The 22,158-nt window shown below is 69.3% G+C and carries 20 protein-coding genes; 12 read left to right on the forward strand and 8 right to left on the reverse strand.

The genetic code is table 11. The annotated features are described in order from the left end of the window. The first annotated feature begins 63 nt into the window (after nucleotides 1-63). On the forward strand, nucleotides 64-1,053 hold the full coding sequence (locus AAHA49_RS08685) for a LysR family transcriptional regulator (protein WP_342037964.1): 990 nt from the start codon (nucleotides 64-66) through the stop codon (nucleotides 1,051-1,053). Continuing rightward, nucleotides 1,050-1,937: a serine hydrolase gene (locus AAHA49_RS08690; protein ID WP_342037965.1), complete on the forward strand. Its 888-nt coding sequence runs from the start codon at nucleotides 1,050-1,052 to the stop codon at nucleotides 1,935-1,937. The genes AAHA49_RS08685 and AAHA49_RS08690 overlap by 4 nt, the downstream gene beginning before the upstream one ends. Before the next feature lie 18 nt (nucleotides 1,938-1,955). On the opposite strand, the gene AAHA49_RS08695 is transcribed toward AAHA49_RS08690, so the two are convergent. From AAHA49_RS08695 to AAHA49_RS08705, 3 genes are all read right to left on the reverse strand, one after another. Further along, the gene (locus AAHA49_RS08695; protein WP_342037966.1) at nucleotides 1,956-2,687 is read right to left on the reverse strand and encodes a response regulator; all 732 of its coding nucleotides are present in this window, start codon (nucleotides 2,685-2,687) and stop codon (nucleotides 1,956-1,958) included. A gap of 67 nt (nucleotides 2,688-2,754) precedes the next feature. Beyond that, a complete protein-coding gene (locus AAHA49_RS08700) occupies nucleotides 2,755-4,659 on the reverse strand; it encodes a sensor histidine kinase (protein WP_342037967.1) in 1,905 nt (634 codons plus the stop codon). A gap of 32 nt (nucleotides 4,660-4,691) precedes the next feature. After that, nucleotides 4,692-6,605 carry an MOSC domain-containing protein gene (locus tag AAHA49_RS08705; RefSeq protein WP_342037968.1) on the reverse strand — a complete coding sequence of 638 codons (1,914 nt, stop codon included), beginning with the start codon at nucleotides 6,603-6,605 and terminating at the stop codon, nucleotides 4,692-4,694. 107 nt (nucleotides 6,606-6,712) lie between these two features. Here AAHA49_RS08705 and AAHA49_RS08710 point away from each other — a divergent pair, with 107 nt between their 5' ends. The 3 genes from AAHA49_RS08710 (at nucleotide 6,713) to AAHA49_RS08720 (ending at nucleotide 9,637) form a co-directional block, all read left to right on the forward strand. Beyond that, nucleotides 6,713-7,003, forward strand: a complete 291-nt coding sequence (locus AAHA49_RS08710; RefSeq protein ID WP_342037969.1) for a metal-sensitive transcriptional regulator — start codon at nucleotides 6,713-6,715, stop codon at nucleotides 7,001-7,003. 127 nt (nucleotides 7,004-7,130) lie between these two features. Further along, nucleotides 7,131-7,343 (forward strand): heavy-metal-associated domain-containing protein, encoded by a 213-nt coding sequence (locus AAHA49_RS08715; RefSeq protein WP_339391395.1) that lies wholly within the window; start codon nucleotides 7,131-7,133, stop codon nucleotides 7,341-7,343. Then, a complete protein-coding gene (locus AAHA49_RS08720) occupies nucleotides 7,343-9,637 on the forward strand; it encodes a heavy metal translocating P-type ATPase (RefSeq protein WP_342037970.1) in 2,295 nt (764 codons plus the stop codon). The genes AAHA49_RS08715 and AAHA49_RS08720 overlap by 1 nt, the downstream gene beginning before the upstream one ends. Nucleotides 9,638-9,881: 244 nt before the next feature. On the opposite strand, the gene AAHA49_RS08725 is transcribed toward AAHA49_RS08720, so the two are convergent. Further along, nucleotides 9,882-10,526, reverse strand: coding sequence for a MerR family transcriptional regulator (locus tag AAHA49_RS08725; protein ID WP_339391397.1), 645 nt, complete (start codon nucleotides 10,524-10,526; stop codon nucleotides 9,882-9,884). Between the two features lie 134 nt (nucleotides 10,527-10,660). Here AAHA49_RS08725 and AAHA49_RS08730 point away from each other — a divergent pair, with 134 nt between their 5' ends. Together AAHA49_RS08730 and AAHA49_RS08735 are read left to right on the forward strand one after the other, a co-directional pair. Next, nucleotides 10,661-11,728: a hypothetical protein gene (locus tag AAHA49_RS08730; protein WP_339391398.1), complete on the forward strand. Its 1,068-nt coding sequence runs from the start codon at nucleotides 10,661-10,663 to the stop codon at nucleotides 11,726-11,728. Nucleotides 11,729-11,819: 91 nt separating this feature from the next. Continuing rightward, entirely contained in the window at nucleotides 11,820-12,911 is a 1,092-nt protein-coding gene (locus AAHA49_RS08735) for an endonuclease domain-containing protein (protein WP_342037971.1), read from the forward strand. A gap of 147 nt (nucleotides 12,912-13,058) precedes the next feature. Here AAHA49_RS08735 and AAHA49_RS08740 read toward each other — a convergent pair whose 3' ends face one another. Beyond that, nucleotides 13,059-13,322, reverse strand: a complete 264-nt coding sequence (locus AAHA49_RS08740; RefSeq protein ID WP_339391400.1) for a hypothetical protein — start codon at nucleotides 13,320-13,322, stop codon at nucleotides 13,059-13,061. Nucleotides 13,323-13,417: 95 nt separating this feature from the next. Here AAHA49_RS08740 and AAHA49_RS08745 point away from each other — a divergent pair, with 95 nt between their 5' ends. The 4 genes from AAHA49_RS08745 to AAHA49_RS08760 all read left to right on the forward strand — a co-directional run bounded on the left by AAHA49_RS08745 (nucleotide 13,418) and on the right by AAHA49_RS08760 (nucleotide 17,481). Beyond that, nucleotides 13,418-14,068, forward strand: coding sequence for a hypothetical protein (locus AAHA49_RS08745; protein WP_339391401.1), 651 nt, complete (start codon nucleotides 13,418-13,420; stop codon nucleotides 14,066-14,068). Beyond that, a complete protein-coding gene (locus tag AAHA49_RS08750) occupies nucleotides 14,068-15,006 on the forward strand; it encodes a response regulator transcription factor (protein ID WP_342037972.1) in 939 nt (312 codons plus the stop codon). The genes AAHA49_RS08745 and AAHA49_RS08750 overlap by 1 nt, the downstream gene beginning before the upstream one ends. A 3-nt stretch (nucleotides 15,007-15,009) precedes the next feature. After that, nucleotides 15,010-16,290 (forward strand): sensor histidine kinase, encoded by a 1,281-nt coding sequence (locus AAHA49_RS08755; RefSeq protein WP_339391404.1) that lies wholly within the window; start codon nucleotides 15,010-15,012, stop codon nucleotides 16,288-16,290. Between the two features lie 342 nt (nucleotides 16,291-16,632). Next, entirely contained in the window at nucleotides 16,633-17,481 is an 849-nt protein-coding gene (locus tag AAHA49_RS08760; RefSeq protein ID WP_339391405.1) for a M15 family metallopeptidase, read from the forward strand. 8 nt (nucleotides 17,482-17,489) lie between these two features. Here AAHA49_RS08760 and AAHA49_RS08765 read toward each other — a convergent pair whose 3' ends face one another. Next, nucleotides 17,490-18,134: a pyridoxamine 5'-phosphate oxidase family protein gene (locus AAHA49_RS08765; protein ID WP_342037973.1), complete on the reverse strand. Its 645-nt coding sequence runs from the start codon at nucleotides 18,132-18,134 to the stop codon at nucleotides 17,490-17,492. A 140-nt stretch (nucleotides 18,135-18,274) separates the two neighbouring features. Continuing rightward, nucleotides 18,275-18,775, reverse strand: a complete 501-nt coding sequence (locus tag AAHA49_RS08770) for a DUF1990 domain-containing protein (RefSeq protein ID WP_339391407.1) — start codon at nucleotides 18,773-18,775, stop codon at nucleotides 18,275-18,277. 184 nt (nucleotides 18,776-18,959) lie between these two features. Here AAHA49_RS08770 and AAHA49_RS08775 point away from each other — a divergent pair, with 184 nt between their 5' ends. After that, nucleotides 18,960-19,412 (forward strand): MaoC family dehydratase, encoded by a 453-nt coding sequence (locus AAHA49_RS08775; RefSeq protein WP_339391408.1) that lies wholly within the window; start codon nucleotides 18,960-18,962, stop codon nucleotides 19,410-19,412. 6 nt (nucleotides 19,413-19,418) lie between these two features. Here the strand turns inward: AAHA49_RS08775 and otsB are convergent, their stop codons facing one another. Beyond that, nucleotides 19,419-22,058: a trehalose-phosphatase gene (gene otsB, locus AAHA49_RS08780; RefSeq protein ID WP_339391410.1), complete on the reverse strand. Its 2,640-nt coding sequence runs from the start codon at nucleotides 22,056-22,058 to the stop codon at nucleotides 19,419-19,421. Nucleotides 22,059-22,158 lie beyond the last annotated feature (100 nt).

Below are 22,158 nucleotides of genomic sequence, written 5' to 3' on the forward strand. Positions count from 1 at the left end.
TCCAATATCACATGGAGTTCCGATCATGCGTATTCTGATATACACCGAGGTGGGAGTCGGTTCGTGAACCTCCTCAAGAGCCTCGAAATGTTCCGCGCGGTCGCCGAGCACGAGAGCTTCACCCGGGCCGCCGATGAACTTTCGCTCGCTCAGCCGCCGATCTCCCGCGGCGTCGCCGACCTCGAGAAGCACCTCGGGGTCCGTCTCTTCGACCGCAGCCGCCGACGCATCAGACTCACTGCCGCCGGCCGCGCGGTGCTGCCCGACGTCCTCGAGATCCTCAGACGCATCGACGGCCTCGCCGAGGCGGCCGGGCGGCGTGAGGAGGGAACGCTCATCGGCGTCCACGGACAGCTCGACCCGGCCGTGCTCGTCGCAGCGACGAGGGACATCCGCCTCGGCGGGGCGGTGCCGCGGTTCCTGCCCACGGAATCGGCGGCACTCGACGACCTCATCGAATCCGGGGACGTCGACGCCGGCCTCGACGTCCGCGGCCTCGGCTCGGCCCTGCCGACGCAGCGTCGACGTCAGTCCAGCGATCTCGTCGTCGACCTCGTCGTCGCCTCCACCCGCTTCTCCGGCACCGAGGGCACGATCGGCGCCGCCGATCTGCGGGGGATGCCGCCGGGGATGGGATTCGGACGGCTGGCGGACCGGGAGACGATCGCGATCCTGCCCGAGGACGCGGGTCTGCTCCACGATTCGGGGCTGCTCACCCCGCTCGTCGCCCGCGGCATCCACCTGGGTCAGCTGCGGGTCACCGACTCCGAGTTCGATGCCGTCACCCACGTCTTCGCCCACGGTTCGGTGCTCCTGTGCACCGCGATGACCGCGCGCGCCCATTCGCTGCCCTACCGGGGGCTGCGCGACGTCGAACTCGCCCGCCGCGTCGAGGTCATCGGCTCCGGCAGCTGCGACCTCCTCGATGAGATGGAGTCCCCCGAGGTGAGGACCGCGATCTCTGCGATCATCGGGGCGAGGTCCCAGGAGCACAGCGCCGTGACGCCTGTCCGGGACGCCTACGCCGACGAAAGGCTCTACCCGAGACCATGAGCGAAGCAGTCATCGACGAGATCAACGGCGTGTGGACGAGCCTCGGCGCGCAGGGGTTCCTCTACGCTGAGGATCTGAGCTCCCACCGCTCGGTGGGCATCCGGGAGTCCGCGCGCATCCCCCTGGCCTCGGTCGGCAAGGTCGCGATCGTCGCGGGCCTCCTCGACGCGGCCGCAGACGGGGCGCTCGACCTCACCGAGCGCCTCCTCGTCGACCCGAGCGCCTCGACGCCGGGCGGGACGGGGATCTCGGGGCTGCGCGATCCTGTGGAGATGAGTCTGCGCGACCTCGCCGCGATGGCCCTGTCCGTGAGCGACAACGCCGCAGCGGATGCGCTCTTCGCCCTCGTCGGGCCCGAGCGGATCACGTCCCTGCTCCATCGGTTCGGGATCCGGTCGTTCGAGGTGCTCGCCCCGATGTCGCATCTCTACGACGTCCTCGCCGAGGTGGCCGACGGCGATGAGGCGACGGCCCTTGCCGTCGCGGTCGCCGACGCCCGGTCCGGCCGGGTGCCGCTGCTGCCGGATTCGGCGTTCAACACCGGCACGGTCAGGGCCACGGCCCGCCTGTTCGAGCTCATCCACACCGGTGAGCTCCTCGGCCCGGAGGATTCGGCGCTGCTGCGCGAGCTGCTGCGCAAGCAGATCTTCCGTCACCGCATCGCCGCGGGGTTCCCGATGGATTCGGCGCAGTACTACGGGAAGACGGGGACCTTCCTCAACTTCCGTCACGAAGCCGGGGTCGTCATCGACAGCGACGGGACGGCCTACAGCATCGCGATCTTCACCCGATCGACGATCGCGACGTTCTCCCAGCCGGAGCTCGACGCCTCGATCGGCTACTGCGCGCGGCTCGCGATCGAGCACCTGCGCTCACTCGGGTGAGGAGGTGCCCTGCGCCTCTCACTCCTCGGTGACGACGGTGTACTCGAGGACGGGCCGCCCGGCGGATCCGTACCGGGGCCTGCGGTCGAGCATGCCGGCGTCGGCCATGGCCTCGAGGTAGCGGCGTGCGGTGACCCGGGAGACGCCGAGGCTCTCAGCCACCTCGGCGGCGGACTGTCCCGGCTTGCCGACGAGCACCCCTTTGACCTCCTCCTGCACCCCGTCGGGCACCCCTTTCGGGGTCGCGGTCACGGTGTGGGTGCGCAGGGCGGCGATCGCGGTGTCGACCTCGTTCTGCGTGACCTCCCCTTCGGGGCAGTCGGCGCCGAGCCGAAACCGGTACGACGAGTACGCCTCGAGCTCGGACTTGAAGACGGGGAACGTGAACGGCTTGATGATGTACTGGGCGACACCGTAGGAGAGGGCCTCCTGGACGATCTGCATGTCGCGGGCCGCGGTGACGGCGATGATGTCGACGTCGACCCGCTGCCCGCGGATCGCGCGGCAGACCTGGAGGCCGTGGCCGTCGGGGAGGTTCATGTCGAGGAGGACGAGGTCGATCCCGTCGGGGTCGAGGCCGAGGATCTTGCCGGTCAGCGCCGCCATCGCCTGGGTGGCGTTCTTCGCCACACCCGCGACATGGTAGCCGTCGAGGCGTTCGATGTACTTCGCGTGAGCCCGGGCCGCAACGGCCTCGTCCTCGACGACGAGCACACCGATGCTCGCCCCATCCTGGGAATTCTCCGCCATGCCGCCAGTCTAATCCGCAGGCGGTGAGGCGACCCTGGGTTCGTGTTCCAGGCTCGCCACATCGCTGTCACACGGCGTCGTCGGGCAGCCAGACGGTGAGGACTGCCCCGGAGAACTCATCGCAGTCCTCTCCCCTGCCCTGGACGTCGATGGCCCCGCCGAGGCGGCGGATCGCCTGGACGACGAGGGACAGGCCGACCCCGCGGGTGCCCGTCTGCCGGCGGCCTCTCCCGCGGTCGGTGACCACCCCGTCGTGCTTCGTCGACCAGCCGCGTTCGAAGATCGCATCGAGGTCCTCCTCGGCGATGCCGGGGCCGTCGTCGCTGACCTCGATCGTGAAGCCCGCGGCCCCACCCGCACCGCTTAAGTGCACATGCACCCGCTTGTTCTCCGGCAGCACGTCCTGCCTGCTCAGGGCGTCGAAGGCGTTGTCGATGAGGTTGCCGAGGATCGTCGCGAGATCCCGGTCGTCCCCGCCGAGGCTGCCGGTCAATCCCGCGGTGTCGACCGTCATCTCGATGCCCGCCTCGGCGGCCTGGGCGACCTTGGACAGGAGAAGGGCCGAGAGCACGGGGTGATCGAAGCTCATGTTCCCGTCCCCGGTGACCCGGCTGAGGTCGTCGAGGTCCTTCGCGGCGAAGTCGATGGCCTCGTCGACGTGGCCGGTCTCGAGCAGCGAGATGACCATGTGGAGGCGGTTGGCGTACTCGTGGGTCTGGGCCCGCAGCGAATCGGAGAACGACCGGACGGAGACGAGTTCGCCGGTGAGTTCGGCGAGTTCGGTGTGGTCGCGCATCGTCACCACCCACGTGTCCGCGCCCTCCTCGGTGGGCTGCTGGTTGACGACGAGGACGCGGTCGTCGGTGTAGTGGATCTCATCGCGGGCCCACCGGCCGGAGGCGAGCAGGTCGGTCAGGGCCTCGGGCAGGTCGAGGTCGGCCAGCGGGATGCCGCCCTCGGGGGTCGTCGCGGCGACGGGATCCGGGGCGACGGGCGGGGTCCCGGAGTCACGGGCCTCCCGCTTCGATCCGGTGCTCGGCAGACCGAGGAGTTCGCGCGCCTCGGCGTTGATGAGCACGATGCCCATCGACCGGTCGACGAGGATGAGGCCTTCGGAGACGGCCTTGAGCACGGAGGAGTAGAACTCGATCATGTTCCGCAGCTCGGTGGCCCCGTAGTCACCGGTGACGCGCCGCAGCCCGCGCGAGGTCACCCACGAGGCGCCGATGCCGAGGAGGAGGGTGGCGATCGCGATGCCGATGAGCCATTTGCTCTGCGCGAGGAAGCCCGAGCGCACGGCGTCCGCGGAGTTGCCGACGACGACCGCGCCGACGACGGTGCCGGGGCCCACCTCGTCGAGGCCCAGCTGCTGCGCGAAGACCGGGGTGACGACGTACATCGTGCCTCCGCCCTCACCGCCGTCGTCGACGAAGCGGACGTCCGAGCGGCCGCTGAGGACCCGGGTCGTGTTCACGGAGGCGGCGAGCTGGTCGAGGGAGTAGTCGGGGATGTCGCCCGAGGAGGCGGTGACGATGTTCTCCGCAAGGTCCGCCCGCCGGTTCGCCGAGCCGAGGGAGGGTGGGGTGCGGATGTAGTCGATGGGCACGACCGAGGCGATGTCGAAGTCGTATTCGGACACGACCGTGCGCAGCATCGTCCGCAGGCGCTCGTGCGCAGAGGGGGCGAGGAACTCGTCCCGCGAGCTCGCCTCATCGGCTTCGACGGCGCCGAGGGAGAGCGAGATGCTGTCCGCGGCCGAGCGCAGCAGGTCCTGTTCGCGCTTCGTGTTGAGCTGGGAGAGCTGGAGGTAGAGCAGGCTCGTGGTGAGCACCATGATGCCGACGAGCATGACCGAGTTGGCGAACATGATCCGCCCGGCCACCCCGTATCTGACCCGCCTGCTCAGCCGGACGACGGGGTCGACGAAGGTGCGGGTCAGCGCCGGGCGCGCTGTCGTCGATGCCGTTGCCATGGCCCCATTGTGTCACCAGGGCCGCGTGTCCCTCAGAGGGCGAGGCTGATCGGTCCGGCGGGGACCGCCGAGCACGCGAGCACATGGTCGGCGGGCACCCGGGCCGCCGGCTGGACGGGGTAGAGGACGGATCCGGCTGAGAGCGCGATCGAACACGTCCCGCACGAACCGCCGCGGCACGAGCTCTCCGCGTTGACCCCGCGGGCCTCGAGCGCGTCGAGGAGGGTGCCCTGTTCCGGTTCCCAGAGGAAGCTCGTGCCGGATTCGGCCAGCGTCACCTCGGCGGGTGCGCACTCGGCGATCGCCTCGCTCATCCCGGTGTGCGGGGAGGCGAAGGTCTCCTGGTGGACGCCGGGGACTCCGGCCGCCTCGGCGGCGGCGAGAACGGCACGGGTGAACTCGGCGGGCCCGCAGACCATGACGTTGTCGCAGCCGGTCAGGGTGGCGACGAGCTCGTCATGGCCGGGCCGGCCGTCGACGGCGGTGTCGCGGTGCTCGGTCTCCACCGGCAGCCCGGTGCCCTGCGCCCGGTCGACGAGCCGGTTCCACAGGCACGCCGTGCGCTGGTCCCGATCGACGTGGAGCAGGCGGAGCCGCTCGGCCGAGGGCGCAGTCCTGTCCAGCGCATCCCGTACGGCAGCACCGGCCGCAGACCCGACCTCCGCCGCCTCCGGCCCGCCCGCCTCGACCGCCGCCGGTTGCCGGGCAGCCGCCCGCAGCAGTCCGAGGCTCGGGGTGATCCCGATGCCCGCGGTGATGAGCGCCGTCGTGCCGCCGAAGACCCGATCCGCTGTCATCGTCCCATGCGGTCCTGACGCGAGCACGCGTTCACCGGCCGGCAGGCTCGCGACCGCATGCGATCCCTTCCCCTGCGTGCGCACGGCGATGGAGACGACGTCGTCGGTGACGTCGGTGATCGTGTACGTCCGCCAGAACGGCGCCCCGAGGCCGAGGTGGACGCGCAGGTTCGTCCCGGGTTCGTCGAACTCGCGGATCCAGCCGAGTTCGTCGCGCAGCGAGATCTCCACTGTGTCGTTGCAGATCTGCCGGGAGCTGACCACACTCATGAAGCGCGGGGTCCGGGCCGTGCGGACGAGTTCCCGCGGCGCCTCCCCCTCGACGACGATCTCATCGCCGGCGGTGATCGTCCCGGATTCGAGGATCCGACCGTAGACCCCGCAGTGGAGGTGCCCGCACCCGGAGGCGAGGATGCGGGGGACGTTGACGTCGACCTCAGTGGTCACGGGGTTGACGGTGGTCGCCGGGCAGCGTTCGATGGCCTGGCTGATCGCCAGCCGGACGCCGCCGATGCGCACGATCCGTCCGATGAGACCGAACTCCGCGAAGGGGTCGAGACCGTCGAGGAGGATGTTGCCGCGGAACCGCAGGGGGTCGAGTTCGTCGGTCTCCCCGAGGGCCGCGCGGCCTTCGTCGGTCTCACCGATCGCTGCGACCGTGGCCGGGTTGATGAGCGAGATCCCCGATTCACGGGAGTCGAACATCCCCTGTCCGGCGACGACGATTCCCCGCGGGTGGACACCCTGCGGGGGTATGTTCGCCGAGAGGAACTCCGCCGCGGCGGTCCGCGACCGGTCGTCGTGCGTGCCGAACGTCGTCGACGCCCCCGACGGCGCCGTCAGGGTGATCGTCGACCCGGCGACCGCCTCGCCGCTCCCCCCGTTGACCTGGGCTACGTCCGCACGGGACCCGGCGACCGCCTCGGCGGAAATGGTGCTCACCTGCCATCTCTGCAGGTCAGGGTTGTTCTTGAGGACAGTGAAGGCGGAGTAGCGGTGCCAGCGGTCGGCGGGCACGTTGAGGCTGCCGTTCGTGAACGCGGCGACACGGTCACCCCGGATCCCGCGCTCTGAGTCGACGACCGCCTCGGCGATCTCCTCTGCTGGGAACCCCTTGACGGGGAAGCGGAACAGTCTGGCAGCACGCATGTCTCGAGTGTACGAGCACGGATGCGGCGAGAGTGCGAGAATGAGACGCATCGCACAGACGGCCGCAGACGGTTGATTCATACCCCTTGGGGGTATATAGTCACGTCATGACTGAGCATCATGGATACACCCCGCAGAAAGACGCTCTGGCACGCCGGATGAAGCGGATCGAAGGACAGGTCCGCGGGATCGCGAAGATGATCGATGACGACAAGTACTGCATCGACATCCTCACCCAGGTCTCGGCCGCCACAGCCGCACTGCATGGGGTCTCCATCAATCTCCTCGAAGAGCACATCGCTCACTGCGTCGTCGACGCCTCCGCCGCCGGCGAGGACGAAGCGCGCAAGAAGATCGAGGAGGCTTCAGCCGCCATCGCCAGGCTCATCAAGAGCTGACCCGATCCGCCAGGACACCGGCCCCATGTTCGCAGGCCGGCGCCCCCGCGGATCGCGCACTCGTGATACGCCGCTGCGACCCCGTCGACCGACCGGTCGGCGGGCACGTGCGAAGAAAGCAGGAGACATGACGACCACCACCATCACCGTTTCGGGAATGACCTGCGGCCACTGCGTCGCCTCCGTCAAAGAGGAGATCGGGGCGCTGCCCGGGGTCTCCGAGGTCACGGTCGATCTCAACGCCGGCGGGGATTCGCCGGTGACGATCACCTCGGCGGATGCCCTCGACGCAGCAGATGTGCGCGCCGCCGTCGACGAAGCAGGCTACGAGGTCAGGTGATGTCGCGCGAGGTTGATCTCGACATCACGGGAATGACCTGCGCATCGTGCTCGGCTCGGATCGAGAAGAAGCTCTCCCGTCTCGACGGGGTGAGCGCCGAGGTGAATCTGCCGCTGAACACGGCCCACGTCGTCATCGACTCGGGTCTCAGCGACGATGACATCACGGGGGCCGTCGCGAAGGCAGGGTACGGGGCCACGGTCCGGAAGGCCGCCTCGTCGGGACCGGAGATCGTCGACTACGATCCCCGGCATCTGCGCCCGCGCTTCATCGGCTCGCTCATCCTCGCCGTGCCGATCGTCGCGATCTCGATGGTCATGAGCTGGCACTTCCCGGGCTGGCAGTGGGTGGTGGGCATCCTCGCCCTGCCCGTCGTCACCTGGGGTGCGTGGCCGTTCCACTCGGCCGCCCTCAAGGCGGCCCGTGGCCGGTCGACGACGATGGACACGCTGGTCAGCGTCGGCATCATCGTCGCCAGCGGCTACTCGTACGCGACCCTCATCCGCGCCGTCGTCGACGGCTACGGCTGGGCAATCCCCGGCACGTACCACGTGTGGTTCGAAGCGGCCGCGGCGATCACGGTGTTCCTCCTCATCGGCAAGCTCACCGAGGATCGCGCGAAGAACCGCGCGACCGCGGCCCTGCGCGAACTCCTCGACCTCGGCGCGAAGTCGGCGACCGTGCTCAGGGAGGCGGGGGCCGGTGGGAGCTCCGGAGCTGCCGGGTCCGCTGGGACCCGGGTCGAGGTCGAGGTGCCGATCGACGAGCTTGCCGTCGGCGATGTCTTCCTGGTGCGCCCGGGTGAGAAGATCGCCACCGACGGCGTCATCGTCGCCGGACATTCGGCCATCGACGAGGCGATGCTCACCGGCGAATCCGCCCCGGTCGAGGTCGGCGTCGGCGACACGGTGACCGGCGCGACGATCAACACCTCCGGTGTCCTCGAGGTCCGCGCCGAGCGCGTGGGATCCGATACGACCCTGGCGGCGATGGCCGATCTCGTCAGCCGTGCGCAGCTCGGCAAACCCGCGGTGCAGCGCCTGGCCGATCGGATCTCCGCGATCTTCGTCCCCATCGTCTTCGTCATCAGCGCGCTCACGCTGCTGACCTGGGGGCTCGTCACCGGTGATTGGGCGATGGGCCTCCATGCGGCACTCACCGTCCTCATCATCGCCTGCCCGTGTGCGCTGGGACTCGCGACCCCGACGGCACTCGCCGTCTCGTCGGGACGCGGTTCACAGCTGGGCATCCTCGTCTCCGGGCCCGAGGCCCTCGAGTCGACGCGGTCGATCGACACGGTCGTCCTCGACAAGACGGGCACACTGACCACGGGCGTGATGACCTTGACCGGCACACAGCTGAGTGAGAACGACTTCGCGCTCCTCGCTCGGCTCGAGCACGGCAGCGAACACCCGGTGGCCCGGGCGATCGTCGAGGCCCAGGCCGCGCGCAGCGCCGGGAGCACGGTCGGCGGCAGCGCGGTGCCTGGGAGCACGGCCTCCGGCGGCGTGACTGCCGGGGGCGGAACCGCCGGGAGCGGCGCGACTGAGGAGACCGCCTCGGCGAGGGTCGAGGACTTCCGAGCCATCCCCGGTGGTGGGCTCGAAGCCCGCATCGACGGATCCGCGGTCCTCGCGGGCAGGCCGGATCTGCTCCGCGAACGCGGCATCACGGTCGACATCGACCCATCCGCGGTGCCGGCCGGTGCGACGATCGTCGCCCTCGCCGTCGACGGAGACTTCCGCGGGCTGACCTTCGTCGCGGACGAGATCAGGGACGGGGCCGCCTCGGCGATCTCCGAACTCCACGATCTCGGGCTGTCCACGGTGCTGCTCACCGGGGACAACGCCTCAGCCGCCGAGGCGGTCGCGAGCGCCGTCGGGATCACCGAGGTCCGGGCGGACGTCCGCCCCGAGGGCAAGATCGCCGTGGTCACCGAGCTGCAGAATGCGGGCCGGTCGGTCGCGATGGTCGGTGACGGCATCAACGATGCCGCAGCCCTGGCCGGTGCCGATCTCGGGATCGCGATGGGCTCGGGCACGGATGCGGCGATGGCGGCCTCGGACATCACGATGGTCCGGTCGGATCCGCGGCAGATCCCGCAGGCGATCCGGCTCTCCCGGAAGACGCTCGGGCTCATCAAGGGCAACCTGTTCTGGGCGTTCGCGTACAACACGGCGGCGATCCCGGTGGCTGCGGCAGGCCTGCTCAGCCCGATGATCGCCGGGGCCGCGATGGCGTTCTCCTCGGTGTTCGTCGTCCTCAACAGCCTCCGGCTGCTGCGGTTCAAGTAGAGGCACGGCAGCCCGGGAAGGGGTGCGTCGGACCGAACAGCATCTGCGCGAACGGCGCCCACGGCACGAACCGTGGGCGCCGTTCGCGTGCCGTGGCGCAGTCCGCGCCCACTTCCGGGCAGACCGCACAGTCTGCGCCCACTTCCGGGTGAGAATCGCAACCACATCACCCGGGGCAGTCCGCACAATCACCCGAAACGTTCCGCACTCCTCGCCGTCGCCCGGGGCGCCGACCGCACCGAGGTCAGTCCGCGTCGCCCTCGCCCGGCCAGTACCGGCGCCTGGCCCGATCGGAGTGCGCGAGTCGGCGCATGCTGTCGATGAAGATCTCGCCGAGCACGGTCCCCACCACGGACTTCTCGACGATCGCCGCGGGGGAATCCGCCGCTGCGAGGCTGGCCATGTCGGCGTCGGCGATCCGGTCGGCCGCCTCGGCGTAGACCTCGAGGTGACCGAGCATCTCCGCGTGCCCCGTTTCGATCATCGTCTCCACGGCCGTGAGCAGGGCGTCCCTGGCCGGTTCGTCCTCGGCGAGGTTCCACCGTCGGTCGGCGATGAGGTCGTCGACGATCGCCGAGGCGCGCGCCCGGTTCTCCGTCTCCCCCGCCTCGGGGCGGTCGTTGATCCCGAGCATCGCCTGGCCGAGCGCCTCCGGCACCTGCGGTGTCGGGGAGTCGAGTTCGGCCAGGACCGCTCGCGCCGCCGCGATCGACATCCCGCCGATCGTCACCATCGCGCGGATCAGGCGCACACGGTGGAGGTGGTCCTCACCGTAGCCGCCGGGGGTGTCCTCGGTCGTGCTCGCCCGCGCCACGAGTCCTTCGCGGATGTAGTACTTGATGCGCGGGATCGGCACACCACTGCGAGCGCTCAACTCCGATATCCGCATCGTCTCCGCTCACCCCCTCGTCTCCGACCTGCCGAACTGCTGAAACACCGAAACACCGGAACTCCGTCAGCATCTCCGTGAGAATCTCCGTCGGGCTCTTGCGCCCCATTTCCAGATAGCCTACTATCCATTGTATGGATAGCGGACTATCTGCCAACGGCGGCGATAGGACCCCGGATCGGCCGAGAACCGGGGCATCGCCGGATCAGGGCGGCGACCCGACCGGAACGGGACCGAGTCTCTCGTCGCTGACCTCCGCGCTGCTGCGCCTCCACCGTCCGCTGATCATCGCCGCGGCGTTCTCCGCTCTCATCGCCGTCGTGGCGACCATCGGGTACTTCGTCGACGACCGCACCCTCGTCGGAGTGCCCATCTGGCACAAGGCTGCGAAGTTCGGCGTCTCGATCACGATCTACACGCTGACGATCGCATGGATGCTCGACTACCTGCCCGCTCGCAGCCGGTTCGTCCGGACGCTGGGGACGATCATCGCCGTCGGCATCACCATCGAACTCGTCTTCATCGTCGTCCAGATCATCCGCGGGCAGATGAGCCACTTCAACGTCCGCACCGTCTTCGACGCGACCATGTACTACAGCATGGGCGGACTCATCACGGCAGTCTGGCTGACCAACCTCGTCCTCGCGATCGTCCTCGCCTTCCGCCGCCTGCCCGATCGCGGCTTCGCCGCCGGCATCCGCTGGGGAACGGCGATCGGTCTCATCGGCATGGCGATCGCCTTCCTCATGGCCGTCGGCGAGCTCGAGGTCGTCGACATGGACGCCGCCGAGGCGCAGGGCCTCGCCGGTGCCCACAGCGTCGGTGCCCCCGACGGCGGTCCGACGATGCCGATCACCGGGTGGAACACCGAGTCCGGAGACATCCGCGTCCCGCACTTCGTCGGCCTCCACGCCCTCCAGGCCGTGCCGCTCTTCGCCCTCGGGCTCCTCCTGCTCGGCAGGCGGTGGCCCAGGCTGCGTCCAGCCGGCACACGGGTGGGGCTCGTCCGGGTCTTCGCGCTCTTCTGGTTCGGCCTCGTCGTCATCACGACGGTGCAGGCGATCCGCGGCCAGTCGGTCGCCCAGACCGACGCCCCGACGTTCGCAGCCCTCGCCGGACTCCTCCTCCTTGCGGGTCTGGCATCGTGGGCCGTCCTCGCTCGCCGAGGCGGGGCGCCGTCAACGAGTACGCCCCCACCCTGAGCTGCCGCACTCGACCGCAGAACCCTGTGGACAGCCGCCGCGTGAGTCCGCGGTCACCTCGGCGAATGCGTCGATCTCGACGGGCACGTCAATGAAGGACGAGGACACCCACCCGAGGAAGCGGGACTGCCCGACCGACATCGCTGGGTTCCACAGCGGCACCGACTCGTGCGCCCAGAGCCTGTGCATGCTCAACCGCTGCCCACAGGCGACGAACCCGCCCTTCCCTTCGGCCACGAGGTCGACGACAGTCGGCGGCATGGACCTCCGCCTCGAATACCGTGATCATTCGTCGGTCTTCCGCACCGCCGACGCACCGGAGAGGGGAGTGACCTCCCATGCGCTGAAGACCGACCGTCACCGCCGGGCGCTCTACCGAGGCGTCCGCATCGACGAATCCGCTCCGGTGCCGCTGCTGACGCCGACCTGGGCCGACGACGCATGGATGGACGAGGCGCTGAGGCTGCGCGCTGTGCTGGCGCTGTGTCCCACCGCGGTCGGATTCGGTCTCACTGCGGCTCGACTCTTCGGTCTGCCGCTCCCCCGAGATCGCACGTTCACAGCGCTCCACGTCGCGTCGACGAATCCCGCGACGAAGCTGAGGCATCCGGCCATCGCGTTCCATCGGCCGCGGAGGCTGAGGTCGGTCGTCTGGCTCGACCTGCCCCTGCAGTCACCGACCGACATCTTCGTCGAACTGGCCCTGCTGCTTTCCCGTGATGCACTCATCGCCCTCGGTGATGCCATCGTCGGCGGATGGCACGGGCCGCCCCTGTGTTCCCTGGCCGAGCTGCGCGACGGCATCGCCCAACGTCGCTACCTGCGAGCAAGGGCGACGACGCAGGAGGCGTGCGCCCTCATCCGCGAAACGGTCGATTCTCCCCAGGAGACGGGACTCCGGCTCTGGGCCCTGCGGCGTGGACTGCCGGAACCCGAAGTCCATCCGCAGGTGTTCTGTCCGCTTCTCGGCCGAGTCGTCGAACCCGATCTGGGTTACCGCCGGGCCCGGCTCGCCCTCGAGTACGAAGGCGGTCACCACTTCGAGTCGAAGGAGCAGTGGACTCGTGACATCAATCGGGACGAGGGACTGCACGCGGCGGGTTGGACGGTGCTCAGAGTCACGAGCCGCACCGATCGGAGGCAGTTGGAGGCCAAGATCCGCGCGCATCTCGAGCGGGAATGACGCGACGGTGCGGACTGCTGCGCGAGCACTCGTGCGCGTGGCAATCTGCGGAAGGTCGGCACCGATTCTGCGGACGCTCACCGGTGATCAGCGAGCCAGTTCCACCGCCGAGTGGGCGCAGAACGCTACTCCGTGAACTAGGGACTCCTACTTGAGGATCGGGTAGGACTGGTCGTCGTTCTGCGTGTCGTTGCGCAGAGCCCAGTTGAGCACCGAGGCGAGCGCGGTGACCGCGACGAAGGCGACGCCCGCGTAGATGAACGCGAAGCCGAAGGCCGCCGGGTCCTGCCACGCACGGGTGACGACGATCGAGAGGATGAGGACGGCGACGCCGCAGACCAGCCCCACTTTGAACGCGTCCTTGTAGGAGACGGTGCTGGAGGACTTCTTAGCGGATTTCGACGGTGCCATACCTCCAGGGTAGCGACTCGAGCTGAGAGTCGCCCACTCCGGCCCGCACCCCGACGGAAGTGGACGCATGGAGGAGAACACGCGAAAATATCATCGTGCCCCTCCCCACACCTGTGCGCTCGAGCGCTGCCCGCCCGGCAGCAGGCGTCCTGACCAGCGGCGGTCTCCGGACGCTCGTGGCCTGCGTGTGCGCACTCACCCTGCTCGTCACCGCCTCGGCGTGCGGTCCCGATCGGGGCCTGCGGGTCGAACCCGCGAGCACGGCCTCCCCGACGATGCTCAGTCAGTCGAACGAGGACGCCGGTCCGAAGGACACGCCGTTCTCCCTCGAACAGATCCGCACGACCATCGAGGACTCTTCGGGTGTGGCCGTCACAGGCCGGGCGGCGGAGACGGCGAAGGTCGCCGGCGACTGCAGGGACTGCCTGAAGTTCGGCGCCCCGTTCACGCGCGGTGACCAGAAGTTCCAGGTCGTCACCGTCGCCAACCCGAAGCGGCGCAGCGAGGATATCGCCGGGGTCGTCATCAGCGAGAAGGACGGGCAGCCGAGGCTCGAGCTCATCGCCACCGGCAACCAGCTCACGCTCAGCCCGGGGAAGAACGGGACCGTCGTCGTCCAGGAGGCGATGTACGCCGACGGCGACCAGGACTGCTGCCCTTCCGGCTGGTCGGTGCAGGTATTCCGCCTCCATGACGGTAGGTTTGAACCGGGTCAACGCTTCACGCGACTGAATGGGGAGTCGTAATGCATATTGTGCTGGTCGAGGATGATGAGGTCATCCGGGAGACGACGCAGATCGGACTCGAGCAGTTCGACTACACCGTCTCCGCCTTCGCCGACGGCCGCGAAGGCTACGAGTTCGTCGCCGCGCACGGCGCCGACGTGCTCCTCCTCGACCTCATGCTGCCGACGATGAACGGCGCCTCGATCTGCCGCGCCGTCCGCGAGCGCTCGGCGATCCCGATCATCATCATCTCCGCCCGCTCCGACGCCATCGACATCGTCCAGGCGCTCGAAGCCGGCGCCGACGACTACCTCACCAAGCCCTTCGACATGCAGGTCCTCAACGCCCGCATCCGCGCCGTCGTCCGCCGCTTCATCACCACCGGCACCGACCGCCTCGGCTACTCGCCGACGACCGACCTCATCGACGACCACGAGACCGTCATCGGTCCCGGCGGGGTCATCACCGGCGACGGCATCCCCGAGGTCCTCGGCCCCAGTCCCGGCATGGACTCCCGCGATCGCTCCCGCACAGCGTTGGCCGATGACGCCTACCTCGGCGCCGGGGGCAAGTTCACGTCCTCGGCGGGCACGGCCACCGACGTGTCCATCCCGCCCCGTCCCGAATCCTCGCCCACCGCCGAGGCGGCCGCCCCGGCGAGCGAGCTCGGACCCTTCCGCACCCGCCTGGGCTCCCTCGTCCTCGACACCGGTCGGCTCACCGTCGAGGTCGACGGTGAGGAGGTCCACCTCACCCCGACCGAACTGCGCGTCCTCCTGCTGCTCACTGAGCAGCCCGAGCACGTCTATTCGCGGGAGAAGATCGCCTTCACCGTGTGGGGCTACGAATGGGCGGGCGACTCCCGGGTCGTCGACGTCCACATCCAGCGGCTGCGGAAGAAGATCGGGGCGAACATGATCGAGACCGTCCGCGGCTTCGGGTACCGCTTCGCCGGCTGAGCCATGTCCCTGCGCTGGAAGATCTCCCTGCTCATCGTCGCGTCCGTGATCATCGCGGTGCTCTCGTGCAGCATCATCCTCAGGCAGTCCGCGGCCCGCGCCGAGGACGACCGGATGCGCTCGACGGTGACCGACCAGCTCGCGAACGCGGTCAACATCTTCTCCGAGACCGGGGTGCTCACCCTCAACGCCCGCATCGACGACCCGCAGCTGCCCGCCGATGCCCGCGCCCAGGCGCTCAAGGGCCAGAGTGTGACGATCCGCTCCGAGGTCGATGGGGAGGAGATCGTGTGGGCCGCTGCCCCCATCGAGGTCGGCACGTATACCGAGGTGATCTCCGTGCGGGCCTCGACGGCCGACAGCCGTGAACTCATCGGACGCATCGACCAGGCGCTGCTCGTCGGCATGATCGGCTCAGCCCTCGTCGTCGGCGGCGTCGGTTCGATCGTCGCCGGTCGCATCTCGCGCCGACTCACCCTCGGTGCGCAGGCGGCCCGGAAGATCGCCGCCGGTGACACCTCGATCCGGATCGCCGACGTCGTCGACGAATCGGATCAGGAGGTGTGGGCGTTCGCCTCGGCGGTCGACACCGCGGTGACGAGGCTGAGTGAGCGCATCGACTCCGAGCAGCGCTTCACCGCGGACCTCGCCCATGAGATGCGCACCCCGCTCACGGGCCTCGTCAACGCCGCGAGTCTGCTCACGGAGGATTCGCGTCCGGCCGAGCTCGTCAAGGACCGGGTGCAGCGGATGCAGGTCCTCGTCGAGGATCTCCTCGAGGTCTCCCGTCTCGACGCGGGACGCGCGAACCCGGAGTTCACGCGCGTCGACATCGACCAGGCGATCCGGTCCCTGCTCGGGACGATGAGCGCCTCGGGGGCGTTGGCCGGGCACGAGGTCGACACGGACTTCGGGGCTGCCGGCGCACGACTCGTCACCGATGTCCGCCGCTTCGAGCGCATCGTCTCGAACCTCCTCGTCAACGCGATCAAGCACGGCGCTGACCCCATCCGGCTCGCCACGACCCCCGCTTCGATCGTCATCACCGACTCCGGCCCCGGCTACCCCGCCGACATCGTCGAGACCGGCCCCACCCGGTTCGTCTCCGCCGGGGGCGGCGGCATGGGCCTCGGCCTCGTCATCGCCCAAGGTCAGGCGCGCCTCCTCGGCATCCGCCTCGTCTTCGACAACGACCCGGTCACCGGCGGAGCGCGCACCGAGGTGGTCTTCCCCGACGAAGAGGCTCAGGACATCGCCCTGCGCCAGCAGCTCGGCGTCGACTGACGCGGCCAGAACGGTTCCCCACGACCGCGCCCGATCCGCTCAAGCACGCGGAAGTGACATTACGTTACAGTACCGTTACACTTCTGTAATATTGAGTTTGCCGGCCGTCGGGGGTTCTCGACGGCCGAACCTTGGATACGACACAGGCAGTATGGAGCGACATTGACGGGTGAGGTCACGGGAACCGTGCGGCGCAGAGACCTGCGCAGGCAGCAGGCGAACCCTCAGCAGGGAACCCGATCCGACACCCCCTCCCCGGCTCCCTCTCACACCTTCTCACCCGCAGCGGCCTCCGCGCCGGCATCGTCGTCACCGACTCAGCTCTCTCCCCGCCGTGCCGCGATGGCCGAGGAAGCACGCAAGGCTGCCGGATCGCCGCGGCGCCAGGCCATGGCGGACGAACGCGCACAGGCCCGCACCTCGGCACCGGGCGCCTACTCGGGGCAGCGCGGATCCGACGGCGCACTGCTGCGCTCGGTGCGCAGGAAGCGCGCGACGACCGTGACCACGCTCTCCGGCCTCTCCGTCGCCGGTGCCGCCGTGGCCACGGTGATGTTCGCCACCGCAGGCGGCGGCAACGAGGTCACCGTCGACACCACCGCCGACGCCGGCCCCCGCCAGGTCAACGCCGAATCCGTCGACGCCGACATCCCCGCCTCGGACGAGAAGACGTCCGTCGAGGTGGGTGCGCCGAGCGCAAAGCAGCAGAACGCCGAGGCGGCGAGCCGGTCGATCGCGAAGAGCGCGCTGCCCGGCTGCGCTGCCGAGCAGGACTTCTCATCGGGTGCGAGCAACGGAGAGCTGCCCAAGGAGTGGCTGTGCGACCTCGGCCAGGGCGGACATCAGCTGCGTGCCGACGCCGCGGTCTCGTTCGCCGAGATGAGCGCCGCGTACAAGAAGGAGACGGGCAAGAACATCCCGATCACCGATTCCTACCGCAACCTCGAAGGTCAGATCTCCGTGGCCGGCCGGAAGCCGGGCCTCTCGGCGCGCCCCGGCACCTCGATGCACGGGTGGGGTATCGCCCTCGACCTCGGCGGCGGCACGGAGTCCGAGTCGGGTCCGTGGGACTGGCTGGTCAAGAACGCCGGGAAGTACGGCTGGGAGAACCCGGACTGGGCGAAGTCGTCGAAGTACGAACCGTGGCACTGGGAGTACGTGCCGGCCCGGGATCAGATCAAGGGCAAGTGACCGCGCTCTCAGGTGAGCGTCCGCGCAGCCTCCTGCGCTGCCCGCACTGACCGCGCGAGGTCGATGCCTTCGCGCAGATCGGGCGCCGGTTCGAGTTCGCTGTCCACCTCGGTGAACCGGATCTTCCCTGCCCATGCGTCCCCGGCGACATCGTCGTCGGGATCCTCGGGCCACTCATCGGAGATCCGCAGCGACCATTCCTCGATCGGCATCTCCAGCAGCAGAGTCGCGGCGAGTTCCTTCTTCGTCGATGCCCGGACCTCGGCCGACCGGCCGGGAAGGAGACGATCGGTGAGGAGGCTCAGCGTCTGCTCCTTCCGGTCACCGACCACCTCGGCGAACTGCCCGAGGATGAGCGCACTGCGGTAGAGCATCGAGGATTCGAAGGCGCTGCGGGCGACGACGACCCCGTCGACCTTCGTCACGGCGACCGCGCACGGCTGCGAAAGCAGGCTCCGCATCCAGCGTGAGCCGGTCGACCCGTGGATGACGATCGTGTCGCCGACACGGGCGATGAGGGTGCCGAAGGCGAAGGGGCGCCCGTCGCGAACGATCGAGACGTGCGCGATCGCGGTGTCGTCGAGGAGACGGTGGAGTTCGGTGAGGTCATCGCTCATCAGCTCGGGTGAGCGCTGGGGGACGAGGTCGCTCATGCGGACTCCTTCGGCGCGGCTGCCGGCGCCCGTCGCCGACGAATGCCTCGAAGGTATCACCGGGGAGGTCCTCTGCCCCGACGGATTCCGTTGCCTCCGCCCGCCGAGGTGGGTGCGGGGGCCGCGGGGACGCACATGCGTCACGTCCGCAGGGCGCGCGAGTACCGCCGTCGATAGATCACCTGGGCGATCCGGACGACCGGCTCGCCGAGGCGCCAGATGCCCAGTCCCGCCCGCGACACCGAGCGGAGGATGAGGAAGACACGATCGTCGGGACGGTGGACGAGGAGGAACGACTCCTCCCCGGTGATCGGGTGGCCGGGCTTCGTGCCGTACGTGAAGCCGCGGAGATCCTCGGTCTCGACGACCTCGAGCACGTGTGAGGGTTCGGGCAGTCGGAGAAGGCCGAGTCGTACGCGGATCGTCGGTTCCTGGCCTGCTTCGACCCGTCCGGGCGGGGCGATGTCGAAGCCGCTGCGGGTCTTGACCTGCCAGTGGAGGAGCTCCTCGGCGCGGGCCTCGAACGTCGTTCGACCCCGACCGACGAAGTAGGCGGCTTCGAAGCAGCGGTAGCCGTCGGGACGCTCGAGCCACCTCGGCGAATGAGGGCAGGTGAGGAGCGGGTTCGCCGATGAGGTCATACGACCACCGTAGCCGTCGCATCCGATTCGGCAGTAGAGTGCGCAGTGACAGCTCGCACAATCGAATGTCCGATAAGGACCTCACGCGGCAGTCCGGGCACGACCGCACACGACGGCAGTCCGCACACGCCGACAGCCCACGCCCCACGACAATCCAGGCACCGTCAGGATCGAAGGAGAACCCATGCGAACCCTCACCGGAATCGCCGAGATCGAATCCGCCGTCGGCACCGAGCTCGGCTCCTCGGAGTGGCTGACGATCGACCAGGCGGCGATCACCGCTTTCGCCGACGCCACCGACGACCACCAGTGGATCCACCTCGACGAGGAGCGGGCTGCGACCGGTCCGTTCGGGACGACGATCGCCCACGGATTCTTCACGCTCTCGCTCCTCCCGCACTTCTCACGGGAGATCTTCGCCGTCGAAGGGGTGGCGATGACGATCAACTACGGACTCAACAAGGTCCGCTTCCCGCAGCCGGTCCCCGTCGGTTCCCGTCTGCGCGACACCGCCACGCTCACCGATGTCACCCGCGGCCCCAAGGGCACGCAGATGATCATCAGCCACGTCATCGAGATCGAGGGCGAGGACCGCCCGGCGTGCATCGCCGAGATGGTCAGCCTCGTCGTCGAATGAGGCCCCTCAGCTCGGGCGGTGGGCGTCGAGCATCTGCGCGACGCGGATGTAGCCGAGGTGCGAGTACGCCTGCGGATGGTTGCCCAGGTGCATCTCCGCGACGGGGTCGTACTCCTCGGGCAGCAGGCCCGTGGGGCCGAGCAGATTGTCAAGCTGGCGGAACAGATCCCACGCGTCGTCGATGCGCCCGACTCTGATGAACGCCTCGATGAGCCATGTCGTGCAGATGTGGAACCCGCCCTCGAGTCCGGGCAGGCCGTCCTCGTACCGGTAGCGGAAGACCGTCGGCCCCACGCGCAGCTCCCGCTCGATCGCATCGACGGTGGAGATGAATCGCGGATCGTCGGGTTCGAGCAGACCGCTGAGCCCGACGAACAGGCACGCGGAGTCGAGGTCGGTCTCACCGTAGGCGACGGTGAAGGCCCCGACCTCCTCGTTGTAGCCGTGGGTGAGGATGTCGCTCTTGATCTCCTCCCGCAGCTGCCGCCACGCACCCGGCGGCTGCTTGTCGAAGCGCTCCGCGATCCGCAGCGCCCGATCGACCGTCACCCAGCACATCACGCGCGTGTAGACGTTGTGCTTGGGTGCCCGCCTGGCCTCCCAGATGCCGTGATCGGCTTCGAACCACCGCTTGCTCACGGCTTCGACCATCTGCGTCGTCAGTGTCCAATAGGCCTCCGGAAGCTCGCCGAGGTGCTCGGTGAGCTCGTCGAGGAGCTCGGTGACCGGTCCGAAGACGTCGAGCTGGACCTGGTGCTCTGCGGCGTTGCCCACCCGCACCGGCCGGGACCCGGCGTATCCGGGCAGATGCGCGAGCACCGCCTCGGTGGTCAGGGCGGAACCGTCGACGGCGTAGAGCGGATGGAGCTGCTCGGGAGCGACGGTATGGTCGAGGATCCCGGTCAGCCAGGACAGGAAGCCCTCCGCCTCGGCCGGAGAGCCGAGGGCGAGGAGGGCACGAGCCGTCATCGATCCGTCGCGCAGCCACGTGTAGCGGTAGTCCCAGTTGCGCACGCCGCCGATGCCTTCGGGCAGGGACGTCGTCGGGGCGGCGAGGATGCCGCCGGTCGGCTCGTGGCACAGGGCCCGCAGCGTGATCGCCGACCGGATGACCTCTTCGCGGTGGTGGCTCGGGATCGACAGCGTCGACGTCCAGTTCGTCCAGAACCGCAGCGCCTGGTCGCGCACCCGCTGCTCACCGCCTTCGGCGATGTACCGGGCGTCGCCGGTGCCGGAACCGCACGCGAGGACGAGGACGACCGCTCCGCCGGGGAACTCGGCGGGCACGACCGTCGCCTCGGCGGTCTGGGACTGGCCGGCCTCGACGATCTCGAAGTCGACGCCGGGGGCGATGAGCATGATCGGCTCCGAGGTCCCGAGGACCCGCACGCCGTCACGGACGGGGGCCATGCGGGTGGGCACCGTCGCATAGTCGAGGCGCGGGGCGAAGCGGATCCGGGCGGGGGCATCACCGGTGAGGACGCGGACGACGATCGTGTCGTCGCTGGCCCCGTCGACGGGTGCGAGGTAGTCGATGCAGCTCAGGCCGGGCCACCGGGTCTCGAGCAGGGTCGAGTGCGTGAGGTAGCGCTGGGTGAGCGGAGCGACGCCGGAGGCGGCGTTGACCGCGAAGTAGCCGGCGGCCGCGGTGCCGAGGATCTCGGAGAACATCGAGGACGAGTGCGGCAGCGGGTGCGGCATCCAGCAGATCGACCCGTGCGGGTCGACGAGTGCCGTCGACTGGCCGTTGCCGAGCAGGCTGTGCCGGTCGATGGGGGTGGCCTCTCGGCCGAACAGCCACGATTTGCGCAGCTCGTAGATCGCCGCGAGGACGACGGAGACCGCGTCCGGGCTGGGGAGGCGGAAGTCCGCGTGGGTCTCGTCGTCGCCGACCTTGAGCCCGAGGTCGAGGGGCCCGAGCGTCTCCATCGCGCTCTCGTCCGAATGGTCGTCACCGATGAAGACGACAACCTCGGCGCCGGTGCGGGCGCGGAGGTTCTTCAGCGCCTCCGCCTTCGAGGAGGGGACGACGGAGAGGTCGACGACCTGCTTGCCGCGGGTCGGGAAGACCGCGTGCGCCTCGATGAGGGCGGCGATCCCGTCCTCGACGGCCTGCCGGGCCTCCTCGTCGAGTCCGCGCAGGTGGACGGCGGCACCGGCGGTCTTGTGCTCGGTGACGTCGGCGGGCAGCGTGTCGACGAGGTCGCGCCGGAAGTCCTCGAGGGTCGCCCGCTGGCTCGCGTCGAGTGCGCGGTGGACGTCGGTGTCGGTCTCGCCTCCGTGGGAGCCGAAGAGGTGGACTTCGCGGGGCAGGCGCGACATCGCTGCGAGGTCGCGCAGGCTGCGTCCGGAGATCACCCCCGCCGAGGTGGACGGCAGGAGGGCGAGCGCGCGCAGCGAGTCGACCGAGGACTCGAGCGGGTACGCCTCGGCGGGGTTGTCGACGATGGGCGCGATCGTCCCGTCGTAGTCGGTGGCGATGAGCAGGGACGGTGAGCGTGAGACCTCGAAGAGGCGCCGGAACAGGTCGTCGGGCAGGGCTCGGCTGGCTTCCGCGAGATCGCCGAGGAGGCCCGACGAGGAGACGGACGCGGAGATCGGAGTCAGCGGGGACACATCGGTGTAATCGTGTTCGACGGTGCTCATCTCACCTCGGGTATCTGTCGGAGGTCGGGTGGCGGTCGGTGGTGGTGCGGTGCTGCTGGGCTGGCGGGGTGCTGTGGTTCGGACGGTCGAAGCGGCGCCC

This window comes from Brevibacterium ammoniilyticum (genome assembly GCF_038429965.1).
GTDB classification, from domain to species: Bacteria; Actinomycetota; Actinomycetes; order Actinomycetales; family Brevibacteriaceae; genus Brevibacterium; species Brevibacterium ammoniilyticum.

Coding starts and splice junctions, on each gene's coding strand:
- AAHA49_RS08720 (WP_342037970.1), top strand. CDS start 7,343: ATGTCGCGCGAGGTTGATCTCGACATCACGGGAATGACCTGCGCATCG.
- AAHA49_RS08770 (WP_339391407.1), bottom strand. CDS start 18,775: ATGACCTCATCGGCGAACCCGCTCCTCACCTGCCCTCATTCGCCGAGG.
- AAHA49_RS08760 (WP_339391405.1), top strand. CDS start 16,633: ATGGCCGAGGAAGCACGCAAGGCTGCCGGATCGCCGCGGCGCCAGGCC.
- AAHA49_RS08700 (WP_342037967.1), bottom strand. CDS start 4,659: ATGGCAACGGCATCGACGACAGCGCGCCCGGCGCTGACCCGCACCTTC.
- AAHA49_RS08715 (WP_339391395.1), top strand. CDS start 7,131: ATGACGACCACCACCATCACCGTTTCGGGAATGACCTGCGGCCACTGC.
- AAHA49_RS08690 (WP_342037965.1), top strand. CDS start 1,050: ATGAGCGAAGCAGTCATCGACGAGATCAACGGCGTGTGGACGAGCCTC.
- AAHA49_RS08710 (WP_342037969.1), top strand. CDS start 6,713: ATGACTGAGCATCATGGATACACCCCGCAGAAAGACGCTCTGGCACGC.
- AAHA49_RS08730 (WP_339391398.1), top strand. CDS start 10,661: ATGGATAGCGGACTATCTGCCAACGGCGGCGATAGGACCCCGGATCGG.
- AAHA49_RS08775 (WP_339391408.1), top strand. CDS start 18,960: ATGCGAACCCTCACCGGAATCGCCGAGATCGAATCCGCCGTCGGCACC.
- AAHA49_RS08695 (WP_342037966.1), bottom strand. CDS start 2,687: ATGGCGGAGAATTCCCAGGATGGGGCGAGCATCGGTGTGCTCGTCGTC.
- AAHA49_RS08705 (WP_342037968.1), bottom strand. CDS start 6,605: ATGCGTGCTGCCAGACTGTTCCGCTTCCCCGTCAAGGGGTTCCCAGCA.
- AAHA49_RS08755 (WP_339391404.1), top strand. CDS start 15,010: ATGTCCCTGCGCTGGAAGATCTCCCTGCTCATCGTCGCGTCCGTGATC.
- AAHA49_RS08765 (WP_342037973.1), bottom strand. CDS start 18,134: ATGAGCGACCTCGTCCCCCAGCGCTCACCCGAGCTGATGAGCGATGAC.
- otsB (WP_339391410.1), bottom strand. CDS start 22,058: ATGAGCACCGTCGAACACGATTACACCGATGTGTCCCCGCTGACTCCG.
- AAHA49_RS08725 (WP_339391397.1), bottom strand. CDS start 10,526: ATGCGGATATCGGAGTTGAGCGCTCGCAGTGGTGTGCCGATCCCGCGC.
- AAHA49_RS08740 (WP_339391400.1), bottom strand. CDS start 13,322: ATGGCACCGTCGAAATCCGCTAAGAAGTCCTCCAGCACCGTCTCCTAC.
- AAHA49_RS08735 (WP_342037971.1), top strand. CDS start 11,820: ATGAAGGACGAGGACACCCACCCGAGGAAGCGGGACTGCCCGACCGAC.
- AAHA49_RS08750 (WP_342037972.1), top strand. CDS start 14,068: ATGCATATTGTGCTGGTCGAGGATGATGAGGTCATCCGGGAGACGACG.